The sequence below is a fragment of the Paenibacillus sp. alder61 genome (assembly GCF_020179875.1).
Lineage (GTDB): Bacteria > Bacillota > Bacilli > Paenibacillales > Paenibacillaceae > Fontibacillus > Fontibacillus faecis.
This window is the reverse complement of record NZ_JAIUDG010000006.1, coordinates 216,408-239,793: the sequence shown is the minus strand read 5'-3', so window position 1 is coordinate 239,793 and position 23,386 is coordinate 216,408. Positions and strand designations below refer to the sequence as shown.

At 54.0% G+C, this 23,386-nt stretch carries 23 protein-coding genes and 1 other annotated feature; of the genes, 1 reads left to right on the top strand and 22 read right to left on the bottom strand.

Annotation, left to right across the window (positions count from 1 at the left end):
- Window positions 1-50: 50 nt before the first annotated feature.
- Window positions 51-1,001: an RluA family pseudouridine synthase gene (locus LBW89_RS08570; RefSeq protein WP_412066994.1), complete on the bottom strand. Its 951-nt coding sequence runs from the start codon at window positions 999-1,001 to the stop codon at window positions 51-53.
- Complete coding sequence (gene lspA / locus LBW89_RS08565) at window positions 998-1,498, bottom strand: signal peptidase II (RefSeq protein WP_148451617.1); 501 nt, start codon at window positions 1,496-1,498, stop codon at window positions 998-1,000. Before lspA ends, LBW89_RS08570 begins: the two co-directional genes overlap by 4 nt.
- 216 nt (window positions 1,499-1,714) lie before the next feature.
- On the opposite strand from lspA, the gene LBW89_RS08560 reads away from it, so the two are divergent.
- A complete protein-coding gene (locus tag LBW89_RS08560) occupies window positions 1,715-2,452 on the top strand; it encodes a TraR/DksA C4-type zinc finger protein (RefSeq protein ID WP_148451616.1) in 738 nt (245 codons plus the stop codon).
- Here LBW89_RS08560 and LBW89_RS08555 read toward each other — a convergent pair.
- The 20 genes from LBW89_RS08555 to murD form a co-directional block, all read right to left on the bottom strand.
- On the bottom strand, window positions 2,439-2,741 hold the full coding sequence (locus tag LBW89_RS08555; RefSeq protein ID WP_211373292.1) for a DUF5665 domain-containing protein: 303 nt from the start codon (window positions 2,739-2,741) through the stop codon (window positions 2,439-2,441). The genes LBW89_RS08560 and LBW89_RS08555 overlap by 14 nt on opposite strands.
- Window positions 2,742-2,985: 244 nt before the next feature.
- Entirely contained in the window at window positions 2,986-6,081 is a 3,096-nt protein-coding gene (gene ileS, locus LBW89_RS08550; protein WP_225038957.1) for an isoleucine--tRNA ligase, read from the bottom strand.
- 59 nt (window positions 6,082-6,140) lie between these two features.
- Window positions 6,141-6,414: a binding site (T-box leader), on the bottom strand.
- Window positions 6,415-6,492: 78 nt separating this feature from the next.
- Complete coding sequence (locus LBW89_RS08545) at window positions 6,493-7,008, bottom strand: DivIVA domain-containing protein (protein WP_148451613.1); 516 nt, start codon at window positions 7,006-7,008, stop codon at window positions 6,493-6,495.
- Between the two features lie 101 nt (window positions 7,009-7,109).
- On the bottom strand, window positions 7,110-7,892 hold the full coding sequence (locus tag LBW89_RS08540) for an RNA-binding protein (RefSeq protein ID WP_213506115.1): 783 nt from the start codon (window positions 7,890-7,892) through the stop codon (window positions 7,110-7,112).
- An 8-nt stretch (window positions 7,893-7,900) separates the two neighbouring features.
- Window positions 7,901-8,179 (bottom strand): YggT family protein, encoded by a 279-nt coding sequence (locus LBW89_RS08535; RefSeq protein ID WP_225038956.1) that lies wholly within the window; start codon window positions 8,177-8,179, stop codon window positions 7,901-7,903.
- A 7-nt stretch (window positions 8,180-8,186) separates the two neighbouring features.
- Window positions 8,187-8,636, bottom strand: coding sequence for a cell division protein SepF (locus tag LBW89_RS08530; RefSeq protein WP_148451611.1), 450 nt, complete (start codon window positions 8,634-8,636; stop codon window positions 8,187-8,189).
- A complete protein-coding gene (locus LBW89_RS08525) occupies window positions 8,636-9,328 on the bottom strand; it encodes a YggS family pyridoxal phosphate-dependent enzyme (protein ID WP_225038955.1) in 693 nt (230 codons plus the stop codon). The genes LBW89_RS08530 and LBW89_RS08525 overlap by 1 nt, the downstream gene beginning before the upstream one ends.
- 6 nt (window positions 9,329-9,334) lie before the next feature.
- On the bottom strand, window positions 9,335-10,186 hold the full coding sequence (pgeF, locus tag LBW89_RS08520) for a peptidoglycan editing factor PgeF (RefSeq protein ID WP_225038972.1): 852 nt from the start codon (window positions 10,184-10,186) through the stop codon (window positions 9,335-9,337).
- A 103-nt stretch (window positions 10,187-10,289) separates the two neighbouring features.
- The gene (locus LBW89_RS08515) at window positions 10,290-10,625 is read right to left on the bottom strand and encodes a YlmC/YmxH family sporulation protein (protein WP_225038954.1); all 336 of its coding nucleotides are present in this window, start codon (window positions 10,623-10,625) and stop codon (window positions 10,290-10,292) included.
- A gap of 148 nt (window positions 10,626-10,773) precedes the next feature.
- Window positions 10,774-11,556 carry an RNA polymerase sporulation sigma factor SigG gene (gene sigG / locus LBW89_RS08510; protein ID WP_148451607.1) on the bottom strand — a complete coding sequence of 261 codons (783 nt, stop codon included), beginning with the start codon at window positions 11,554-11,556 and terminating at the stop codon, window positions 10,774-10,776.
- 94 nt (window positions 11,557-11,650) lie between these two features.
- The gene (sigE, locus tag LBW89_RS08505; RefSeq protein WP_148451606.1) at window positions 11,651-12,373 is read right to left on the bottom strand and encodes an RNA polymerase sporulation sigma factor SigE; all 723 of its coding nucleotides are present in this window, start codon (window positions 12,371-12,373) and stop codon (window positions 11,651-11,653) included.
- A 57-nt stretch (window positions 12,374-12,430) separates the two neighbouring features.
- Window positions 12,431-13,441, bottom strand: coding sequence for a sigma-E processing peptidase SpoIIGA (gene spoIIGA / locus LBW89_RS08500; protein WP_148451605.1), 1,011 nt, complete (start codon window positions 13,439-13,441; stop codon window positions 12,431-12,433).
- A 328-nt stretch (window positions 13,442-13,769) separates the two neighbouring features.
- The gene (ftsZ, locus tag LBW89_RS08495; RefSeq protein WP_148451604.1) at window positions 13,770-14,885 is read right to left on the bottom strand and encodes a cell division protein FtsZ; all 1,116 of its coding nucleotides are present in this window, start codon (window positions 14,883-14,885) and stop codon (window positions 13,770-13,772) included.
- Between the two features lie 57 nt (window positions 14,886-14,942).
- Window positions 14,943-16,196 (bottom strand): cell division protein FtsA, encoded by a 1,254-nt coding sequence (ftsA, locus tag LBW89_RS08490; protein WP_148451603.1) that lies wholly within the window; start codon window positions 16,194-16,196, stop codon window positions 14,943-14,945.
- 224 nt (window positions 16,197-16,420) lie between these two features.
- Window positions 16,421-17,188 carry a cell division protein FtsQ/DivIB gene (locus LBW89_RS08485; protein WP_148451602.1) on the bottom strand — a complete coding sequence of 256 codons (768 nt, stop codon included), beginning with the start codon at window positions 17,186-17,188 and terminating at the stop codon, window positions 16,421-16,423.
- A 70-nt stretch (window positions 17,189-17,258) separates the two neighbouring features.
- Window positions 17,259-18,539 carry a UDP-N-acetylglucosamine 1-carboxyvinyltransferase gene (murA, locus tag LBW89_RS08480; RefSeq protein ID WP_148451601.1) on the bottom strand — a complete coding sequence of 427 codons (1,281 nt, stop codon included), beginning with the start codon at window positions 18,537-18,539 and terminating at the stop codon, window positions 17,259-17,261.
- Between the two features lie 16 nt (window positions 18,540-18,555).
- Window positions 18,556-19,461: a UDP-N-acetylmuramate dehydrogenase gene (gene murB / locus LBW89_RS08475; protein ID WP_225038953.1), complete on the bottom strand. Its 906-nt coding sequence runs from the start codon at window positions 19,459-19,461 to the stop codon at window positions 18,556-18,558.
- A gap of 231 nt (window positions 19,462-19,692) precedes the next feature.
- On the bottom strand, window positions 19,693-20,808 hold the full coding sequence (gene murG, locus LBW89_RS08470; RefSeq protein ID WP_225038952.1) for an undecaprenyldiphospho-muramoylpentapeptide beta-N-acetylglucosaminyltransferase: 1,116 nt from the start codon (window positions 20,806-20,808) through the stop codon (window positions 19,693-19,695).
- Window positions 20,809-20,812: 4 nt separating this feature from the next.
- Complete coding sequence (gene spoVE, locus LBW89_RS08465) at window positions 20,813-21,910, bottom strand: stage V sporulation protein E (protein ID WP_148451598.1); 1,098 nt, start codon at window positions 21,908-21,910, stop codon at window positions 20,813-20,815.
- Window positions 21,911-21,959: 49 nt separating this feature from the next.
- A complete protein-coding gene (gene murD / locus LBW89_RS08460) occupies window positions 21,960-23,384 on the bottom strand; it encodes a UDP-N-acetylmuramoyl-L-alanine--D-glutamate ligase (protein ID WP_225038951.1) in 1,425 nt (474 codons plus the stop codon).
- Between the last annotated feature and the right edge of the window lie 2 nt (window positions 23,385-23,386).

Genomic DNA, 23,386 nt, shown 5'->3' with positions numbered 1-23,386 from the left:
CACCTGCCGTTCCAACCCGCGAAGGTGAAAACAAGCAGATGCTCTATCCTCTATCGATTACGCAGCGAATGAAGCAGGTCCTCCATATCTTGCGGAAGCGGAGCCTGGAATTCCAGGTATTCCCCGCTTGATGGATGTACAAATCCAAGGACCGCGGCATGCAGGGCTTGGCCGTCCATTCTGATCCCCTTGCTGCGCCCGTATAGCGGATCGCCGACTAACGGGTGGCCGATAAACTTCATATGGACCCGGATTTGGTGGGTGCGTCCCGTCTCCAGCTTCAATTCCAACAACGTATAGTCGCCAAACCGTTCCGTCACCTGAAAATGCGTAACGGCGGGTTTGCTGTTGCGTTCGATCACCGTATACATTTTGCGGTCATGCGGGTCGCGTCCGATCGGCGCGTCCACCGTTCCTTGATCATGAGCCAAATTTCCGTGCACTAGAGCAAAGTATTTGCGGGTGACCGAATGCTCCTTCAACTGAGCGGCCAGCGACGCATGGGCCTTATCGTTTTTGGCGGCCATCAAGAGGCCCGAAGTATCTTTATCGATCCGATGTACGATCCCGGGTCTCAATTCTCCATTGATGCCGGAAAGATCTTTACAATGGTACATCAATGCGTTAACCAATGTTCCCGAGGCATGGCCCGGTGCCGGATGAACCACCATTCCCCGCTTCTTATTGACCACGATGACGTCGCTGTCCTCGTAATATACCTCCAGAGGTATATCCTCCGGAACAATCTCGGTCGCTTCCGCTTCGGGGATCCGCAGTACAATGAGGTCGCCCGAAGCGATTTTATAATTCGCCTTGACCGGGGACCCGTTTACGGTAAGATTCCCGTCTTCGATCCACAATTGGATCTGACTGCGGGAAGTATCCTCGCCCATTTGGGCCTTTACGTATTTGTCTATCCGGTCTTTGGCGGACTCGGCATCCGCCGTCCATTCCAGCACACTTTCATCATCCATATCCATCTGCGGCATTTCTTCCGTCATACTTGTCCCTTCTCCTCATGGTTGTTCTCGGCTAGCTGACGTTTTTCCCGGCGCATCTCCAGGATAGAATCGAGTACGATCATGGCTACGCCGATGACGATGCAGGAGTCCGCCACATTGAAAATCGGAAATGTATAAGTACCGAAGTTAAACTGCAGAAAATCGACGACCTCTCCGGCAACCGCACGGTCCAGAAAATTGCCGACGGCGCCGCCCAGAACGAGCGAGAGCGCGGTAGGCAGCAGTTTGTTGTTCGAGGATTTGACCTTGTTCAAATACCAAATAATCCCGGCCACCACAATAACCGTGATGGTAACGAAGAACCAGCGCTTTCCTTCCAATATGCCGAAGGCGGCCCCGGTATTCCGATGGGACGTAATCAGGAAGAAATTGCCGATCACCGGAATCTGATCGCCGATCTTCAGGTTGACCGCAATTAAATATTTCGTTCCCTGATCGATTAAAAACAGGATAAAAGCAAGCAAAAAATAGATCACGCGGATAGTCACCTCGTTTTTTCGTTGGCTGCCGACTGAAGTTTCAGGGCAGAATGTACCACATTCAGGACTTGTATATTGTAGCACAGGCGGAATTCCCCCGTCCATGAGCGATAGGATTTTCCTTAGGTAAAACGTCACGCTTCTGCGCAAAATACCTGTACGTTCTTATTCCCCATGCTTTGTCTTATGGAACTACGGAAAGGAGATCAGGCCATGTCTCATTTGACATCACAGCAGTTGGCTGAACTGAAATCGGACCTGGAAGCCGCCCGGGAGGACGCCTATCACCGGTTGGTCGAGAAAGATCATTATAATCTTCGCGGCTCGCTGCGGGATAATACCAGTGAGTTGTCCCCGATCGACAACCATCCCGCCGATGTCGGAACGGAAATGTTCGAACGCGGTAAAGATTTGGCGCTGAACGAGCATAATGAACAGCTGCTGCATCGGATTGAAGACGCCTTGGACCGCATGGCCGAAGGGCGTTACGGCTACTGTCAAACCTGCGGCGAACCGATCAGCTTCGAACGGTTGAAGGCGGTGCCCGAAACGGCCTATTGCCAAAAAGACAGCCCCCAGTCGTTCGTATCCGCCGCCCGTCCGGTGGAGGAACTGTTTCTCGCCCCGCCGTTCGGGCGCACCAGTCTCGACGAGCACAGCGACCAGAACGGATTTGACGGGGAAGACGCCTGGCAGATCGTGGAGAGCTTCGGAACCTCCAATTCGCCCGCATTGGCCGAAGACAACGAAATCGACGAATACAATGACATGGAAATCGAAGCGTCGGAAGAGCTGGACGGCTTTGTCGAGCCGTATGAATCGTTTGTCGCAACCGATATTTACGGCGAGAACGTCGTGTTCTACCGCAACGGCGTTTACCGCAAGCATATGCAGGCCACCGAACATTTGGAGAGCGAGGATTCGCTCGGAACCGGGTCTAATAGGTATTGAGCTCCAACTGCCTTTGCACGATCCGAACGATATCCGCGATATAATCGCCGATGATCGGGAGGTTGAGCGCCCCCAGCACCTGAAGAATATAAATGATCGTGGCTGCAAAAAAAGTAAACCCGATCGCAATCCCGACCCCGCGTGCCGTTCCGGACAACAGATTCAGCAGGATAAGGCGCCATGGCCGGTTCAACAGCTCGGTGTATTCGGCAATTTTGGACTTTTCAAGTTGTCTGGCCCATTGGAGCGTCAACCGATACATGGCGCCGATCTGTTCATCGGGGGGCATTCCGTGAACGGTTCCGCTCTTCTCCGGATCAGCGGCCGTCTGGGGCCGCCCTTCTCTTTTTGCCTTACGACGCTTCATACGCACCCCCGGGCAAAATGAAACGAGCCAAGACGGGTTTCTTTCTGGAAATTAAGAAAGCTACCCACCCAAGCTCGTTTCTTCTTGGTTACTCTTAGTATGGCCGCCGGACGGCGGCCTCATACTTTTCCTGAAGCCCGCTCCTGTCCAAGCTTTATTTCAACACTTAATCTTGAATGAAAACCCCGATCTTTTTGTTTCCCAAGTCGATGGTTTCGCCTCTTCCGTTCAAGCTTTCAAAGGACACGTCCGTGATCAGGACATTATCCCTCAGCACGTTTTCGAAAGCCTGAATGGCCGCTTTAAGCTCCTCATCCACTTCCAGGGCCAAATGTACTCTTTTTTCAATCGGCAAATCGAGTTTCTTACGCGTATCCTGAACGGCACGCACCACTTCGCGCACCCAGCCTTCTTGGGCAAGCTCCGGCGTAATGTCCGTGTTCAGCGCCACGGTAAGCCCGTATCCCGAAGCGGAGGCGAAACCGGCTTTCGCCTGTTTCTCGACCAGCAGTTCCTCCACGGCTACATGCAGTTCTTCACCTTCAGGGGAAACGACGTCCACCCCGCCGGTCTCCACGATTTTGCGGGTCTCCTCCGCCGGCAGCCCTTTAAGGAAGCCTTGCAGAAAACCGACGTTTTTGCCGTATTTCTTCCCGGCTACCTTGAGATTCAGCTTCAGCGTAAAGTCGACGAATCCGCTGTCGCTCGACTCGATTTCAATCGCCTTCACGTTGATCTCGTCCTTGATGATTTCCTCGTATTCGGAAACCGCAAACTCCCGGTCCATCGACACGATGAGACTAGAGAGCGGCTGGCGCGTTTTGATGCCCGTTTCGTTACGAACGTTGCGAGCCAGCTCGACGATTTGCCGCGCGCTTTCCATATCCGCCTCCAAAGCCTTGTCGATCAAAGCTTCGTCCGCCTTCGGATAATCCGCCAAATGCACGCTTTCTCCGCCGCCCAGATTCGTGAAGATATCTTCGGACAGCATCGGCGTGAACGGAGCCATCAGCTTGGACAGCGTTAACAGCACATGCACCAGGGTTTGATAGGCCGAAATCTTATCCTCGCCAAGCCCGCTGCCCCAGAAACGGTCGCGCGAACGGCGGATGTACCAGTTGCTGAGTTCGTCGATAAAGCCTTCGATCGCTCGCGAGGTGTTGACGAAGTCGTTGACAGCCAGCCCTTTATCAACCGTTCCGATCAAGCTGTTAAGCCGGGACAGAATCCAGCGGTCCAGCTTGTTCTCGGATGGACGGAACGCATGCTCTTCCGGTTTGTAGCCGTCGATGCTCGCATACAGAGTCAAAAACGCGTGCGTATTGACCAAGGTATCGACCACCTTGGATTTCGCTTCCGCTACGATCCCCTTGGAGAAGCGTTTGCTGTTCCAAGGGGCGCTATCGGAAAGCAGCGCCCAACGGAACGCGTCGGTACCGAATTCGTTGATGATGTCCCAAGGGTCGATAACGTTGCCTTTGGATTTGGACATTTTTTGGCCGTTCTCATCCAGTACATGTCCGGTGGCGATAACGGCTTTGTAAGGGGCTTTGCCCGTAAACAGCGTCGAAACGGCCAGCAGGCTGTAAAACCAGCCGCGGGTCTGGTCGATCCCCTCGCAAATCATATCCGCAGGGAATTGCTCTTCAAACGTTTTTTCGTTCTCGAACGGGTAATGGTGCTGCGCGAACGGCATCGAGCCGCTGTCGAACCATACGTCGATCACTTCGCTCGTCCGCTCCATCACTCCGCCTTCACAGTGGGGACAATTCACGCGGACTTCATCCACATAAGGTTTGTGCAGTTCCAAGTCTTCACCGACTTCGCCGATCGCTTTAGCCCGCAGTTCGGCAATGCTGTGCGGCGCGAACTGACCTCCGCAGTCCTTGCACACCCATACGTTCAGCGGAGTGCCCCAATAGCGGTTCCGGCTGATATTCCAGTCCACCAGCTCTTCCAGGAACTTGCCGAAACGTCCTTCGCGAACGTGTCCCGGGTACCAGGTCACCGAATTATTATTGGCGATCAGTTGGTCTTTCACCGCCGTCGTCGCGATAAACCAGCTGTCCATCGCGTAATACAGCAGCGGCGACTTACACCGCCAGCAGAACGGGTAACTGTGCTCGTATTTCTCTTTGCTGTACAGCAGCCCTTTTTCCGAGAGGGTCTTTACGATATCCAGGTCGCAGTCTTTGACGAAACGGCCGGCAAAATCGGTGACGGTCTCCGTGTAACGGCCTTGCCCATCCACCACGCTGACGAAGCTGACGCCGTTCTCCCGGCATGTCCGGTAATCGTCTTCCCCGTGGGCCGGTGCCATGTGCACGATCCCCGTTCCGCTCGCATCGGTGACGAACGAAGCGCCAACGATGACGTTCACCTTCTCCGCCTGGATATAGCTGAATGGGGAGGCATAGGTTTTGCCGACCAACTCGGAACCCTTCAGGGTGGATTCAACGCTGTAGTCGCCCTTCATCACCTTTTCCACCAAATTCTTGGCGACGATGTACACACCGTCCTCCTGCTTCACTCTGGCATATTCCATGTCCGGATTAACCGCCAGCGCCACGTGGGCAGGCAGCGTCCAAGGCGTGGTCGTCCAAGCCAGCACATACTCTCCCGTTTCATCAAGCTTGAACTTCGCGGTCGCACTCAAATCCTTAACATCTTCATACCCCTGCGCCACTTCATGTGAACTGAGGGAAGTCTGACAGCACGGACAGTAGGGGCTGACCCGGTGCCCTTTGTACAGCAGCCCCTTGTCATGAATCGTAGCCAGGATGTTCCACACGCTTTCGATATACTTGTTATCCAGCGTAATGTATGGATCGTCGAGATCCGTCCAATAGGCGATCGCCTCGGTAAATTCCCGCCACTGCTTCTCATAGCCGAAAACGCTCGCTTTACATTTTTTAACGAACGCTTCGATTCCGTAATTCTCGATCTCCTGCTTTCCGGAGATGCCCAGCTCTTTCTCCACGCCGAGCTCTACCGGAAGACCGTGGGTATCCCAACCGGCTTTCCGGACGACGCGATACCCTTTCATCGTCTGATAACGGCCGACGAAGTCCTTGATCACCCGGCCGAGCACATGCCCGATATGCGGCATGCCGTTGGCTGTCGGAGGTCCTTCAAAAAATACGTAATTCGGCCGCCCTTCCCGGTTTTCAATACTGCGTTTAAACGTGTTCTCGCTGCTCCATTTGTTCAGCATCCGCAAATCCCGGGTCCGGGCTTGCTCTTTGACGTCGACTTTTTTCATGACTTTCTTCGACTTCCTTTCTCTTCAAATCTAAAGTGAAACAAAAAAAGCCCCGCCCCAAAAGGGACGAGACTTATCGCTCGCGTTACCACCCTTGTTTCACACGGCAGGGTCGATTTAATCCCGTACGTGTGACACTTTGATCCCATACGCTTCATATGGGGCCGGTATAACGGCCGGCGGCCGGCATAGCTTACGCTTTCCGCTCGGGAAATTCAGCCAGGCTTCTCCGGGAGGATCTTCCGTCAGCGTCTTGGACATTGGCTTTCAGCGAAGGTGCCAACTCTCTGGGGAACAAAATCGCCGCGTACTGCTTCCCATCATCGAATCACATGTAAGACCGGCGGCTGCCAGTCATGTATCATAATATTTATAACTTATGACCGCAGGCTATGTCAACCCGGGCTTGATTTAATAAATTTCTTTGACCTCGCGGCTCTGCTCTGGTTCGAAGGAGCGATCCCGGGTGCTGTCCAGCGATTCCCAGCCTTCCTGGCTGAGCAAATCCAGCTGCGCCTCCACCAGCGTGCGGAACCGCGCTCTGTAAATCGAAGCCTGCTTCTTCAGCTCCTCGACTTCCATGGCGATCTTGCGCGATTTGGCCAGCGATTCGTTAACGATCCGGTCCGCATTCTTCTCGGCTTCCTTCACGATCAATTGCGCTTCCTTCTTCGCGTTGTTCTTCACTTCGTCCGCCGCTTCCTGAGCCACGATAATCGTCTTGCTGAGCGTCTCCTCGATATTGGCGAAATGATCCAATTTCTCCTGGAGCGCAAGCAGCTGATTATGAAGTTCTTTATTCTCCCGGATCACGATTTCGTAATCCTTGATGACCTGATCAAGGAATTCATTGACTTCATCTTCATCATAGCCGCGCAAGCGCCTAGAGAACTCCTTGTTATGTATATCCAGCGGGGTTAATGGCATGATCCGCACCTCCTAATGTATTCGAACCTTCCCTTGCGGGAAGCCGCTTCTCAATCGTAGGTAGTAAATTCGACAGGAATTGCCGAACTCCTGCAAAGCCTTCACACAAATTTACCGACTTTAACGCGGAGTCTCCCACTTTTTGTCACGCCCCCGCATTCCAATACCTTGAAGCGCCCGAACCCTTGAAGCGCTACAACGTCGCCTTCTTTGAGCAGTTTCGAGGGATCCTCCTCCGTTCTCCAGTTTACCCGGCAACGCCCGGCCTTAATCGGCACCATGATTTTGCTGCGGCTAAGTCTGTAAACGTCGCTGACGATTCCGTCCAAACGTAAAGAAGCCACCGTAAGGTCCAGCGGCTCCAGCTCGGGTTCACACGTCTTCAGGGCATCCAGATCCAATATATCGGTCATAACGCTTACACGATGCACCTGATGCAAATTCATGCTCAGAAACGGTGCGATCTCCTCCGCCACGATCACATGACAGCCGTCTTCGCGTACATGGATATCGCCGATTTTATCCCGCTTGAGCCCGAGTCCCAGAATCGCCCCCAAATAATCCCCGTGCTGTAAAGTCGACAGCTTCTGATCCTGGGACGAGATAGCGAGCACCTTCATTCCCATATCTTCGCTATCCAGATCCCGGTAGTCCGGTCCGATCAGCGCGCGTCTCCGCTCCGCTTCGCCGTACCCGCCGTCCAATCGTAATCCGGCGTCCGGATGGCGGTTCACGAGCGTCTGCAAAATATAGCTTTGCCGCGGGTCCAGGAAGTCGCTCAGCTTGACTTCATGATAATCCCCGGCATGGACAACCCACTCCCACGCCCGATCGACAAAAGGGCGTTCTTCCGGTTTAAAATGTGCGTAGATGTCGGTCCGCATAGCTTAGATCACCCGACAAAGATATAATTCAGCACGCTGATCAAACCGAAGGCCGCCAGCCTGAGCACGAACAAAGCGATGATCGGCGAAAAATCGATCATCCCCATCAGCGGAGGGATAAACCTCCGAAACGGAGCCAAATACGGCTCGACCAGCTTCCCCAGAAGCTCGCCGATGAAGCTCTCCCGGATGTTAGGCACCCAAGACATCAAAATGTAAACGAGCACCATATAGAAATAAATTTGATACAGAAGCAGTACTATGCTCTCAATTGTATGGCTCCCCAAGCTGCCTTCACCTCATTCTGTTGTAATCTAAATCCTCGGTCAGGATCTCCGTAATCGACCCCTGAATTTCCACCGTGTCCGGTGTGCAGAGAAAGATGTTCGCGCCGATTTTGGAGATGCTGCCGCTTAGGGCGTAAATCGTCCCGCTCAGAAAATCGATGATTCGCATCGCCTGGTCGTTGCGAACCCGCTGCAAATTCACGACAACGCTGCGATGGGACCGCAGGTGATCGGCGATTTCCTGCGCCTCGTCATAAGATCGCGGTTCATAGAGGATGACCTTGACGTTCTTCTGCGAATGAATGCTTACCACATTGCTTCCCCTTGGCGTCTTGCGAGGTTCGAAGCTCGGAGGTTCGTATTCCGGCTCATCCTGCCCGCGCACCGTTTCGCGCTCCACGATTTCTTCCTCTTCCTGCAGGCCCAAAAAGTTCATGAACCGATTCATAACTCCCATTAAGTCTCCTCCCCTTTCCCAACTAAAAGAGTACCGAGGCGTACCCAGGTCGCCCCTTCTTCGACCGCCACTTCAAAATCGCCCGACATCCCCATGGACAATTCGCTAATCGGCTCCTTCCAGGCACCGCTTGCGTTCAGTCGATCCCTCAGCTCCCGCAACCCTCGAAAAACGGGCCGGGTAAGCTCGGGATCTTCCACCTCCGGCGCCATCGTCATCAGTCCGATCACTTTAAGATGGCTTAACTCCCTGATCTCGCGAAGAAAATGTTCCGCCTCTTCCGGCTTGACCCCCTGTTTGGACGCTTCGCCCGAGACATTCACCTGCAGGAAGGTTTTGACCTCGACCCCCGCCGCCGCTGCCCGCTTGTCCAGCTCCAGGGCCAGCGACAACCGGTCCAGTGAATGGATATATTCAAACTTCCCGACAATCTCCTTAACCTTCCTGCTCTGAAGATGGCCGATAAAATGCCATATCCCCCGCCCGCCTAGCTCTTCCCACTTCGGCACCGCCACCCCGGGGCGGTTCTCCCCCAAATGTTGAATACCGGCATCCAGTACCGCGCGTGTCTTGGCGCTTGACACATATTTGGTTACGGCGATGACTCGGACCTCTTCGGCATTTCTGCCGCTGCGTTTGCAGGCCGCGACGATCCTTTCGTTAACATGCTGTATCGCTTCCTGAAGAGACAAGAAGGATCACCTCTCTTTCAAACCAACCCAGCTTGCCATTCTTCCGGTGACTCCCCCATCTTTGCGGTAGGAGAAGAACAACTCGTTCCGGCAGCTTGTACACCAACTTGTACATTCGATATGCGTCGGCAATATTCCTGCTTTTATCATAATAATTCGATTCATTTCTTTCAAGTTCAGCATGGTTCGGCCTTCCTGGGCGGAGGAGGCTGAAATCCGGCCCTCGCAGTCCGGCTCCCCAATCGACGCTAAAGCCTCCCTGACTTTCGCCATGACCCGCTCATCCACTTCGTAACAGCAACCTCCGATACTGGGGCCGATGGCGGTACGGATGTCGCTTCGGGAGCTCCCGAACTGCTGCTCCATCGTGTCGATAACGGACTCGGCGATTCGGGCAACCGTCCCTTTCCACCCCGCGTGTGCCAAGCCGACGACTCGGCGAACCGGATCCATAAAATAAAGCGGCACACAATCGGCGTAAAAAGAAGTCAGCAATAGCTCCGGTTCATTGGTGACCAGTCCGTCCGTATGCTGAAAGGCGCTCTCCCGGTTCAAATATCCTTTTCCCCGGTCCTTCGCCCTTACGACCGCAACGTTGCTTTCGTGAACCTGCTCTCCGCAGGTCCACGCCTCAGGTTCAAATCCCAGCGCTTCGGCCAGCCGACGGCGGTTGGCCACGACCACCTCCGCCTCATCTCCGACATGAAGCGCGAGATTTAAACTATCGTACGGAGCTCGGCCAACCCCGCCGGAACGTCCCGTAAACCCTGCGGTCAGTCCCGGCATGAGATTTTCCCACGCTTTAAGTTCATAGCGTTCAGGCTCGTTTGCTATAGGATTTCTAATAAACGGCTCCATCATCCATCTCCCCCTGATGTATTGCGCATCATCCAAAAGCCCAAGCGCACTTGCATCGCTTTAGGGCGCTGTTACCAGTGTACCATAAAGAGACGGCCTTCGTTCACCCGCGCCGTTCGGCCCTGCCGTCCCGGTCGATATACACCGTGGTCTCGTAGGGTGTCGGTGTCCGCGATTCCCGCAGCTCCTCCATTTTTACGAGTACGACGTCGGAGCCGATTTTCACGATGTTTTTCCATGGAATAATCAAATCGCCGCCGCTGCCGAACAATCCGAGAAACTTGGTGCTGGCCGGGACTACGATCGCTTCGATGAGCCCCTGCCTCAAATCCAGCTCGAGGTCGCTGATATGTCCGAGACGTTTGCCGTCCACGACATTGATCACATCCTTCATTTGAAAATCCGAGATTTTCATGCTTGCCCTGACCACATTATTCATCCGCTTCGCCCCCCAAGCGCCCGTTCTTTCCTGTCTTCTTTTACTATATGATTCATCCCCCCAAAACATTAAACCGCCTGAACCGTTTCGGCAAATAAAAAAGGTCCCTATAAAAGGGACCGCATAAAATCGGGCTGCATCAGCGGACTTACGATTTTACATGTTTCTGCATTTGCAAAATGGCGGCTTTCTCCAAACGCGATACCTGGGCTTGAGAGATGCCGATCTCATCGGCGACCTCCATCTGGGTTTTGCCTTCGAAAAAGCGCATCGACAGAATCATCTTCTCCCGGCGCCCCAGCCGTTGCATCGCCTCTCTTAGAGCGATTTCTTCAATCCAGGAAACGTCCTTATTCTTGTCGTCGCTGATCTGATCCATGACATAGATCGGGTCCCCCCCGTCATGGTAAATCGGTTCAAACAGCGAGACGGGGTCCTGGATCGCGTCCAAGGCAAAAACGACGTCCTCCTTCGGCAGGCCTAGCGCCTCCGAAATTTCAAAAATCGTCGGCTCGCGGGAATTTTTGTTCGTGAGATTATCGCGCATCTGCAGTGCCTTGTAGGCGATATCCCTTAAACTGCGGGAGACGCGGATCGGGTTGTTATCGCGCAAATACCGGCGAATTTCCCCGATAATCATCGGCACCGCATAGGTCGAAAATTTGACGTTCTGCGATAAATCGAAATTATCGATAGCTTTCATGAGTCCGATGCAGCCTACTTGGAACAAGTCGTCTACATACTCCCCCCGATTGTTGAAACGCTGGATGACACTCAGTACGAGTCTGAGGTTGCCATTCACTAACTTTTCTCTGGCTGATCTTACGTGGTCCTGCTGCAAAGAGTGGAACAATTCACGCATTTCCGCATTGGTTAGAACGGGCAATTTTGCGGTGTCGACGCCGCAAATCTCGACTTTGTTTCGGGTCATCAAGTCTTTACCTCCCAAGGAGAAACATTAATGATCATTATCTCCTCGGGCTGTATTTTTATTCCTGAACCTGTCCCCTTTGGGGAAGCGGCATCTACACCATTTTGTTGAACTCCTTGCGCAAACGCTTAATAATTCGCTTTTCCAGCCTCGAGATGTACGATTGCGAAATCCCAAGGAGATCGGCCACATCCTTTTGGGTTTTTTCGTCCCCGTCCACCAATCCGAAGCGCAATTCCATGATCATCCGTTCCCGCTCGCTCAGCTTGTCGAGCGCCTTGTGCAGCAGCTTTCGGTCGACCTGCTCTTCAATATTGCGGTAAATCGTATCGTTCTCCGTCCCCAGCACATCGGACAGCAGAAGCTCGTTTCCGTCCCAATCGATATTGAGCGGCTCGTCAAAAGACACCTCCGTCCGTATTTTGCTGTTGCGGCGCAGATACATCAAAATTTCATTTTCGATACAGCGGGAGGCATACGTCGCCAATTTGATTTTCTTCTCGGGATCAAACGTGTTGACCGCCTTGATCAACCCGATCGTACCGATGGAAACCAGATCCTCGATATTGATGCCCGTATTCTCGAACTTTCTGGCGATATAAACGACCAGTCTGAGATTCCGTTCGATCAGCATGGCCCGGATCGCGGAATCGCCGGTCGAGAGCTTCTGGAGCAAATATTCTTCTTCCTCGCGCGTCAATGGAGGCGGCAGCGCTTCACTCCCGCCGATATAATAGATTTCTTCGCTTTTTAGTCCAAATAAAAATAACAGACGATAGTACTGCAATTGCAGCATCAGCTTCCACTTTACACGCATGGCTTTCTTCCTCCCACTATTACGTTCCCGTTTTTCCGCTAGGCATATCGCCCGGGTTTATCCGCTTTTTGCATATCCGTTGAACGGGGGCCCCGCCGCTCCCGACGGACTCGCCGTTTCCGTCCCCTTGCTGCTCCCGCTTTCCGCCGAATCCTCGATCAATGCCGGATGAATGATCGCTTGAAATCGGCCTTCCGCCGACAAACTCCCTCCGTCCAGCCCCACAAGCACACGGGAGGTGATAAATTCCCCGCCGTCCTTCCGGACAGCCACTTCATCCGGCTTTAAGGCCAGCATAAACTGCGATCCCTTGTTGACGCCGCGAAACGGGACCAAACGCAGCCGATCCCGCCAAGGAAAGGATTCGTCCTCCGTCCATTTCACGATAAGGTTGTCCGCCTGGTTCCCGCGCCCTTCCCCGCCCTCCAAATCCGGCAGAAAGTCCTTCCACAAGGAGGCCTCCATGACCATGACCGGCAGCCGGCTGAGCGGATCGGTCAATTGATTGCCCGTATCGATCAGTCCCGTGCAGTTAACCACCGCGTCTCCGATGCGAACCTGAATATCCGCCAGATAGGAGGTCATCATTTCCTGCCGTCTTCGGGTAGAGACGACCCCTTTGAACCAGAACAAAACGATAGCAAACAGGACCAGCGTAAACACCGCTCCGACCTGAAGCGAAAATCCGAGCCCGCCTGACGCCGAATACCAAATCCCGTTCCATATCTCGCCTGAGCTTTGCAAAAGATAATGAATGCCTATAATTCCGCCGGCTGCCGCAAAATTCACCATGTAAAACGCTCCCAGATTCCGTAAATAATGCTGTAAACCGCCAAAACCGAAAGCGATCCAGAGCATGACGACGGAAAACAAAAATTTGACGAGGAACGTAAACAAAAACGACAATGCCGGAAGAAACATCATCACCACATAGGACGCCCCAACCACGGCCGACAAACCCAGGCGCCAGTAAACCACCTTTCGTTTTCTCAACCAGGCGGTCACCGCAAGCAGTGCGGCATCGATCAGCAGGTTCATTAAAAAAATCAAATCGATATAAACGACCATACATTCCTCACCTGCCCGCTTCGGCTCTTAAAATCTAGCGCCTATTGACGTGGAGATGCTTATCAGTATAAAGAGTTCCCTATGTAAAGTCTGTCTAAAATTGAAAGCGGAGGCCCACTAATTTTGTCGTGCCGTAGTTTTTCCTGCGAATCCCTGCGAATCCCTGCGATCCCTTCGAATCTCCGCCATCCGCTTGCTGCATCAACCTGCGTACTTGGATCATGGCGTTTTTCCGGTTAAAGCGGACCTGGGCATCGGTTCATTCCAGCTAAAAAAGACCTTGTCCTGGCAACAGGACAAGGTCTTCGGGGAAGACTTGCGATAAATGTTATTCGTTATTGTTGCGACGATTGCGAAGGAAGGTAGGGATATCCAACTGGTCTCCGCTAGGCTGATTCCCGAAGGGTCTCAGCGTGGAGGACGTAGCACGGTGATCCTGTGGCTCCGAAACGCCCGCCGCAGGTTTGCGGCCCGGTATCATCGGCGGCGCTTTGTGTTCAAAGCCGGTCGCGATGACCGTCACCTTGATGTCGTCCTTCATGTTCTCGTCAATGATCGCTCCGAAAATCATATTCACCTCGGGATCGGAAGCCGAAATGACGATTTCCGCGGCTTCATTGACTTCATAAAGCGAAAGGTTCGCGCCGCCGGTAATGTTCATGATTACACCGCGAGCTCCCTCGATCGAGGTTTCCAAGAGCGGGCTCATAATCGCCTTGCGCGCCGCTTCCGCCGCACGGTTCTCGCCGTTGGCAAGACCGATCCCCATCAACGCGGAGCCGCGTTCGGTCATGATCGTCTTTACGTCGGCAAAGTCAAGGTTGATCAAGCCGGGAACGGCGATCAGGTCGGAGATGCCTTGAACGGCCTGACGCAGCACGTTATCCGCCTCACGGAACGCCTCCAGCATCGGCGTTTTCTTATCCACAATTTCAAGCAGGCGGTCGTTCGGAATGACGATCAGCGTATCGACTTTTTCTTTCAGCGCTTCAATTCCCATATCGGCTTGCGAGGAACGCTTGCGCCCCTCAAAGGTAAACGGACGGGTTACGACTCCAACGGTAAGCGCACCGCATTCCCGAGCGATCTCCGCGATGACCGGAGCTGCCCCCGTGCCGGTTCCGCCGCCCATTCCCGCGGTAACGAACACCATGTCGGCGCCTTTCAGCGTGTTTGCGATCAAATCCCGTGATTCTTCCGCCGCTTTCTTGCCGACTTCCGGGTTCGCGCCGGCACCAAGTCCGCGGGTCAGTTTATCGCCGATTTGCAGTTTATGCTCAGACTTGGCCAAATGCAGAGCCTGGGCATCCGTATTCACCGTAATGAATTCTACGCCCTGAACTCCGTTCTCGATCATCCGGTTGACGGCATTGCTTCCGCCGCCGCCGCATCCGATGACTTTTATTTGAGCCAAGCTCTCCATTTCAAAATCAAATTCCAACATACTATTCCATCTCCCCCTCATTGTGCATGGATGGCCCGTCCATCGCGGTTTTCCAAATTATATAAATTCGCTGAATAGTTTCTTGAGGCGTTCCATGACGCCGCCCGTTTTCCGGGTAGTCTCCTGCGGCCCCGGCGTTTTCGGACGATTCGCCGATTTCTTCGGTCCCGACGCATTGCGGACCCGAATGTTCTTGATCACCTTGTACAATATCCCGACGCCGCCCGTATACCCGGGGTCACGCACACCGATATAATCAGGCACGGCAACACGAACGCTGGCGGCCAGTTCCTGCTGGGCGATCTTGAGCAAACCGGGCATGGAGACCGTACCTCCCGTAAGTATATAACCGCCTGGTTGTTCATTGTAACCAAGCCGCTTGACTTCCTGCCCGATTAACTGGAAAATCTCCTGAACCCGCGGCTCCGCAATCGCAGCCAAATCTTCCTGGGTGAATTCCTTGTCCACATTGCTGCCGATACGGGTCACCTTAAACGTAACGTCCGGCGCGGCGTCCTCCATGGAGGCGCAGCCGTACTTCAGCTTCACCTTCTCGGCTTGATCCGTCAGCGTACGCAATCCGTACGCGATATCGTTCGTTATGAACTCTCCCCCGATCGGCAACGTGGATGTCGCCACGATGGTTCCGCCTTCAAAGACGGCAATCGTCGTCGATCCGGCTCCGATGTCCACCAGGACAGAGCCCATAACTTTCTCGTCCTTCGAGAGCGCCAATTGGCCCGCGCCCAGCGACAACAACACAAGATCACGAATCTTGAGCCCGGATTTCTCCACACAGCGAAGCAAATTATGGATCGCTGTTTTGGCCCCGGTCACGATCGTCGCTTCCACTTCAAGACGTACACCGATCATTCCCCGCGGATCACTAATTCCCTCCAGTCCGTCCACCACATACTGTTTGGCGACAACGTCGATGATTTCACGCTCCGGAGGAAGTGCGATCACTTCAGCTGCCTTCAAGACACGATCAATATCGTCTTCGCCGATTTCCCGGTCTTCGTTTTGAACCGCTACTACCCCATGGCTCGTTTGGAGTCCGATATGATTTCCCGAAATGCCGACATACACTTCCGATATTTGAATACCCACCATCCGTTCGGCATGGTCCACAGCACTGCGGATCGACTGAACCGTCTGGTCAATATCTACAATCGCGCCTTTGCGAATTCCTTCCGAGTCGGCAGATCCAACCCCAATAATATTAAAGGTTCCATTACTAATTTCCCCAATAATAGCACGAACTTTGGATGTACCGATGTCCAAACTAACAATGATGTCATTGTTGCTCAAGCCCCTGGCACCTCCTGTTTTCCAAATAAAAATATAATGTCACTGTAAAAATGCACTCTCTACATATTCAACGCCGTTTAATCTTTCCCTCTTTTTTCTACAATATTTTTGGTTTCCAAGTTTTACATATCAGCGTTGCAAACCCCAGACTCTCCGTGGGTAAAAAAAAGAAAAAAAGAGGGGACAAGGAAACTAGCCCATAAAACGTATTTTATCATTGATTGTTACTTATGAGTAGTATCATTTTCACCGTCCGGTTCATCTTCAGATGTCTCGTACGGCACGTAAGTGTCGGCATCCAGCAGGGTCAAAATCCCCGGGTCCTGGGAATCCATAATCATGTTCATATACTCCGCTTTTTCCGCCAATACGGAGACCGCCGATATCACTTCGAATTTGGATCTGGTATACATCTTGATCCGGTCGGGGTAGGAGACGGTCGGCGAAGGCGTAATCTCCGAAATTTCCGTGGTTAAGGCATCCGGAATGTTAGCCAAGGTGCCGCAAAGTTTGGGCAAATTAGGATCATCCGGCGACCAGCCCGTCAATATCGGTTTCTCGATCGGCATGGTGCCGTTATCGAGATTCACCCTCGTTCCATTGGCCAAAAGTCCGTTCAATTGACCGTCCGCGGTCAGCTCGTAAGCGACGACGGGGTACTCTTGAATCTCAACCCGGACTTTCCCCGGAAAAGACTTGTCCACGCGGACTTCCTGTATAGACTTTATCCCGGACAATTTGGACTCGATCTTAGAACCGCTTGTCCCAAAAAACGGCGCGCCGACCTTCAAACCGGAAATGTCCAGCAGCTCCTGATCGGAAAGATAGGTATTCCCCTCGAAAGAGATTTCCGAAATTTTGCTGATAGAGGAACGGAAGAATAATACACAAAGCAAGATGAGAACGAGCAGAAAAAGAATGCCGGCAAGCTTCCGGCTGCTTTTCTTTTTCTGCTGGGGTTCTTTAAGTAAAGGCACTGTCGTTTTTGGCATATCATTTCTCCGATATCATCTAAAATAAAGCCTGTATCCCCTCCGGCGGAGGGGACCATCCCGATCAGGATCAGGCCAAATCCAATTGCTTCAATGCCGGCGTCTCCCGGTGCATGACACCGCCCAGCCGTTTGAACATCACTTCAATTCGGTCGTAGCCGCGGTCGATGTGATGCACCTGCTCGACAACGGTTTTCCCTTGAGCCGCCAATCCGGCGATGACGAGAGCCGCCCCCGCCCTTAAGTCCGTGGCTTCCACGGTGGCTCCGTATAATCGGGGCACCCCGCGGATAAAAGCGGTGTTGAGGTCCACCGAAATGTCCGCTCCCATGCGCACCAATTCATCCACATGTTTGAATCGCCCTTCGAATACCGTCTCCTTCATCAGGCTGAGTCCGTCGGCCAGCGACAGCAGCACCATAACCTGGGATTGCAAATCGGTAGGAAAAGAAGGGTAGGGCGAAGTTATGATTCGCTCTACGGACTTCGGACGGCCGCTGCTGCTTACGGTTATTATATCATCGCAGGTCCCGATTTGAACACCGGCGCGCCGCAGCACATGGAACAGCGCGGTCAAGTGGGAAGGGTTGCAATGGGTTAACGTCACTGTACCGCGAGTGGCTGCCGCCGCAATCAGTGCGGTTCCCGCCACGATCCGGTCGGGGATAATCTCGTAATCGCAAGGTTCAAGCGCCCGTACTCCGCGTATGGTGATGACATCCGTACCCGCCCCGATCACGTTCGCGCCCATGGCGTTCAGAAAGTTTTGCAGATCCTGAATTTCCGGCTCCCTGGCGGCGTTTGAAATCGTGGTCGTGCCTTCCGCCAGCGTGGCGGCCATCATGATGTTCTCCGTCGCTCCGACGCTGGGAAAGTCCAAATGGATATCGTTCCCTCTCAACCTGGAGGCCCTGCACCAGATTTGGTTGTGACTCTCTTCAATCTCGGCGCCCAGCGCCTGCAGCCCCCGCAAATGCAGGTCGATTTTCCGTTCGCCGATGGCGCAGCCTCCGGGCTGGTAAATGCAAACCTCGCCGAATCTCGCCAAAAGAGGACCCATCAGGAATATCGAAGACCGCATCTGCTTCATTAAGTCTTCAGGTACATGGCTGGAGTCGACCCCGACCGTATCCACGAAAACCGTATCCTCTTTCTGGATTACCGTGCATCCCAAACGGTCCAGGATTCCAAGCATGACGTCAATATCGAGCAGCCGGGGGACATTTCGAAGTTTCACCTTGCCTTCCGTCAGCAAGCAGGCCGCCATAATCGGCAAAGCGGCATTTTTAGCTCCATGGATGCGAATGGATCCTGATAGGGGTCTCCCGCCTTCGATCACCAATTTGTCCAATGTATCACCTCCGAGTTTACCGTTCACCCACGAAGTAGACCTCCGGCACCAGTGCGATCTCATATTTGGAGTAAATGGTGTCCTTGATTTGCTCCATGAGCGTAAGAACGTCCTCTGCTGTCGCTTGCCCGGTATTGACGATGAAATTGGCATGCAGTTCGGATATTTCGGCTCCGCCCACCCTTCGGCCCTTCAGGCCGGCTGCTTCGATCAGCCGGGCGGCGTGATCTCCGGACGGATTGCGGAACACGCTACCTGCACAGGGTTGCTGCAGCGGTTGTGTTTTGCGGCGCCTGTCCTTGTAAGCCGCCATGGCGGCGGCAATTTCCAGACGGTCGCCCGTTTCCAGCGAGAAATGGGCTCGGGCCACAATGCCCGGACGTTCGTGCAGAACGGAATGCCGGTAAGCGAATTCCATTTCCTCAGCTCCGTAAGTTACCAATTCACCTGTCTCCAGAACAATTTCAGCGGATTTAAATATGCGTGACACATCGGACCCGTGCGCGCCGGCGTTCATATAAACGGCTCCCCCCACCGTTCCGGGTATACCGCCGGCAAATTCCAGGCCGGTCAAACCGTTCTTACCGGCCATGATGCTTAATCTGACGAAGGACGCGCCGCCTCCGGCCGTAACGTCCGTTCCTCGGAACTCGATGTCCTCCAGATCCTTGCCCAGCTTGATAACGGCACCGCGGATGCCTTTATCCGAAACGAGCATGTTGGAGCCCTTGCCGATCGTCATCCATGGAATCTGCTCTGCATGCAGCAGGCGAATGAGACTCGCAAGTTGTTCCGTATTCTCGGGAACGATCAAAGTGTCAGCGGGACCGCCGATTTTCCATGTAGTGTATTTCGACATCGGTTCGTTAAGCAGTACCGTTCCGACTTCAAGTTGCGATAATTTCGATAGCCACTGCTGCATCGCAAAATCCCTCCTCTTAAACATGCCGGACCCTCTTTTTTTTGTTTCTCTAGCGCAAGAATGATCCGGTATTGCCCCGGAGAAACCCGGCGCCTTAGGTCGCAATGGAACGGGGAAAAAGCGCCCTTCTTCCCGATCCCTTACTAAAGTAAGAATGTCACGATTTATAGGGTATCTTATGCCCTCTTAATGAAGAGTGTGACACTCGCCCAAAGCTGCCGGATTTCCCCGTTACTTGCGTGAACCTGCGGAAAGCCGCCGCATTTCTTCCACGATCAGGCCGGCCGATTCCGGCTTTCCAAGCTTGCGCGACGATTCGGACATGGAGGCGTGAAGGCTCGGGTCCAACATGATATCCTTGATGGCCGAGAAAAGCCGCTGTCCGTTCAGGTCCGGTTCCAAAATCACGCGGGCCGCGCCCGCTTTTTCCATAGTCCTTGCATTTTTTTCCTGATGGTTGTTCGTTACGTTCGGCGACGGAATGAGAATGGACGGAATGCCCAGCGAAGTCATTTCCGCAAGAAAAGAGGCGCCGGCGCGATTCACGATCAACGATGTCGCCGCGAGCACTTCGGGCATATCGTGGACGTAAGGCTTAACCATCAGATTTTTCGGGACTCCGCCCGTTTGAGTTTGGATTTCCCGGAGGGTAGCCTCGTAGTAGGTATCCCCGGTAACATAAACAAACGATAAATGTCCCAAATTCCGCACGAATGGAGCCATTTCGACCATCGCGCGGTTAATCGCTTTTGCCCCGCGGCTTCCGCCGACAACGAGCACAATGGAACTGCCCTGCGGCAGTCCCAAGGAAGCGAAGCCTTTGTTTTTGTCCGCTTCAAAAACGGTAGTCGCCCGCGGATTTCCGGTGTATATTACATGTTTCGCCCCCGGAAAAGCCTGCTCCGAGCCTTCAAAGCTTACGGCGACCGTAGAGACATACTTGCTAAGGAAGCGGTTGGTCAGCCCGGGCACCGCATTCTGCTCATGAATCACGCTCGGAATGCCCAGCTTCGCTGCCGCGTAAACAACCGGCCCGCAAACATAGCCGCCCGTACCGATCACGACATCCGGCTTGAACTCCCGCAGCAGTTGCTTCGAACGGCTGACGCCTTTCAGGAAACGAATGACCGTTTTCATATTTTCAAAAGAAAGCTTCCGCCGGAAGCCCGTAATATCGATCGCCTCAAAAGGAATACCCGCTTTCGGAACCAGGGTGCTCTCCAAGCCCCGCTGTCCGCCGATATATAAAAATTCGGATTCCGGAAATTCCGCAGCGCACCTGCTTGCCACGGCCAGCGCGGGGTAAATGTGTCCCCCCGTACCGCCGCCGCTCAGAACGACGCGCATATCCTCACCTCGCATAACGTGATAAATTCAATAAAATTCCGAGTGCCGTCAGCATCAATGTCAAGGAAGAGCCCCCATAGCTGATGAGCGGCAGCGTAATCCCCGTGACGGGCATGAGGCCAATGACAACCCCGATATTGATAACGACCTGTACGCCCACCATGCCGACGATCCCGACCGCCAGCAGGCTGCCGAACATATCGTCAACCGTCATCGCTACCCTCATGCCGCGCCAAACCAAAATCATAAACAGCAGGAGCACCAGCATGCCCCCGATAAAGCCCAATTCCTCGGTTAAAATCGAAAAGATAAAGTCCGTTTGCGGCTCGGGCACATAGCTGTACTTTTGCCGGCTCATCCCGAGTCCCAGCCCGGCGAGCCCCCCGGGGCCGATCGCATACAGCGATTGAATGATCTGATACCCGGCTCCCAGCGGATCGGACCAAGGATCCAGAAAAGCGGTGATCCGCTGCAGCCGATAAGGGGCCGCCAGAATGAGCCCGACGAAGCCGATCACACCGATGGAAGCCAAACCGGCCAGATGCTTGATGCGCGCCCCCGCCGTGAACACGATGAGCATCGAGGCGCCCATCATCACTGTGCCCGTCCCCAAATCCGGCTGAAGCATGATCAGTCCGAATGCGAGGCCGATCAACCCGAGCGGCGGCAAAAGGCCCCGCGTAAAGTGGGTGATCCGGTAATCTTCTTTGCTCAGCCAGACCGATAGAAACAGGATCATGCCGAGCTTCATAAACTCGGAAGGCTGAATGCCGAACGAACTGATGCCGAGCCAACTCCGCGCCCCGCCGCGCACAACCCCGATGCCGGGGATCAGCACGGCGACGAGCAGCACGAAACAGGCGAGCAAAGCGACTTTGGCATACTTTTTCAAGATCCGGTAGTCCAGGTTCATAGTGAAGAACATGGCCACCAAACCGAGGACGGCAAAGAACAACTGCCGTTTCACAAAATAAAACGGATCGCCGTAATCGTGAAAACCGAGTACGGAGCCCGCGCTGTAAACCATCACAATCCCGATCACCAGCAGGCCGATAATGCTGGCCATTAACCAAAAATCCGGTGCCGTACGGTTTTTGACCATCGTGGAAGCCACCTCTTGACAGAAAGTAGGGGCTTTTCCACCCCCCTACTTAAAGGGTATGCACCGCCTCTTTAAAAATGCGTCCACGCTCTTCATAGGACGAGAACATGTCCCAACTGGCGCAAGCCGGGGACAGCAGCACGACGTCCCCATCGGCGGCCAGGCCCGCGGCCGCTTTGATCGCTTCCCGCAGGGTATCGGCGGCGCTGGTTCCAGTATCGACCAGCACGATATCGCTTAGACCCGCGAGTTCGGCGACCCGGCCGATTTTCTCCTTCGTCTGGCCGATGGCCACCACCGCCTTGACTTTCTCCTTAAAGGCGGGCAGCAGCTCCATGTAATCGGAGCCGCGGTCCAGGCCACCGGCGATCAGCACGATCGGCCGATCCAGAGCGCCTAACGCCGTAACCGTCGCTTTCGAATTGGTCGCCTTGGAATTGTTGTAATACGCAACCCCGGACTTGATCTCCACGAACTCAAGCCGGTGCTCGACGCCCCGGAAGGATCGAAGCGGTTCTACAAGCGCTTCGGGAGCGGCGCCGGCCGTCAGCGAGGCCGCCACGGCCGCCAGCGCGTTCCCAATATTGAAGCGGCCGGCCAAGCCGATTTCCGCAATGTCGAGAATGCGGTGTTCCGCACCCGCTTCATCCCGGTAAACGATATGCCGGGTCAAGTTATCTTGAACGCCGGGAATAAAGGACGGCTGGACATAAACGCCCGCCGTCCGCAGTTCCTCCGCCATGGAAAAGGGGAGCAGCTTCGCCTTGATATAAGGGACCAGCTCGCGGCAGACAGGGTCGTCCCAGTTTAATACCGCGGTATCGGAGTCCGTCTGATTCGCGAACAATTTGGCTTTGGAGGCAACATAATCCTCCATCGTGCCGTGATAATCCAGATGAGTTTTGGCGACATTCAGCAGCACCGCCACCGCCGGGCGGAACTCCCGGGTTCCTTTGAGCTGAAAGCTGCTGAGTTCGACCACCAGCCGGTTTTCCGGACGGGCCTCTTCCGCCGCCGCGCACAGCGGGGTTCCGATATTCCCGGCGATGATCGGATGCAGTCCGGCGGATTCCAGCATTTTACCGATCCAAGTCGTCGTTGTCGTTTTTCCGTTGGATCCGGTAATGCCGATGATCGGAACTTCGGTCAGATGATAAGCCACCTCCACCTCGGTCACGACCTCAATGCCCAATTCCTCCGCTTTGGCCACGGGCGGCGCGCTGTACGGGATTCCCGGATTTTTGACGACCAGGTCGACCCCCGCGTGAATCAATCCTTCCGGATGACCCCCGCATACAACAGAAATTCCCAAAGCTTCCAGTTCGGATGCTTCGGGACATTCCTCTCTCGTCTTCTTATCGTTGACGGTAACGACCGCACCGCTTCGGTGAAGGGTTTTGGCAACCTGCACTCCGCTCTTCGCTAGTCCGAGAACAACCACTTGGCGGCCCCGGTATTCATCTGGATGTTTCATCT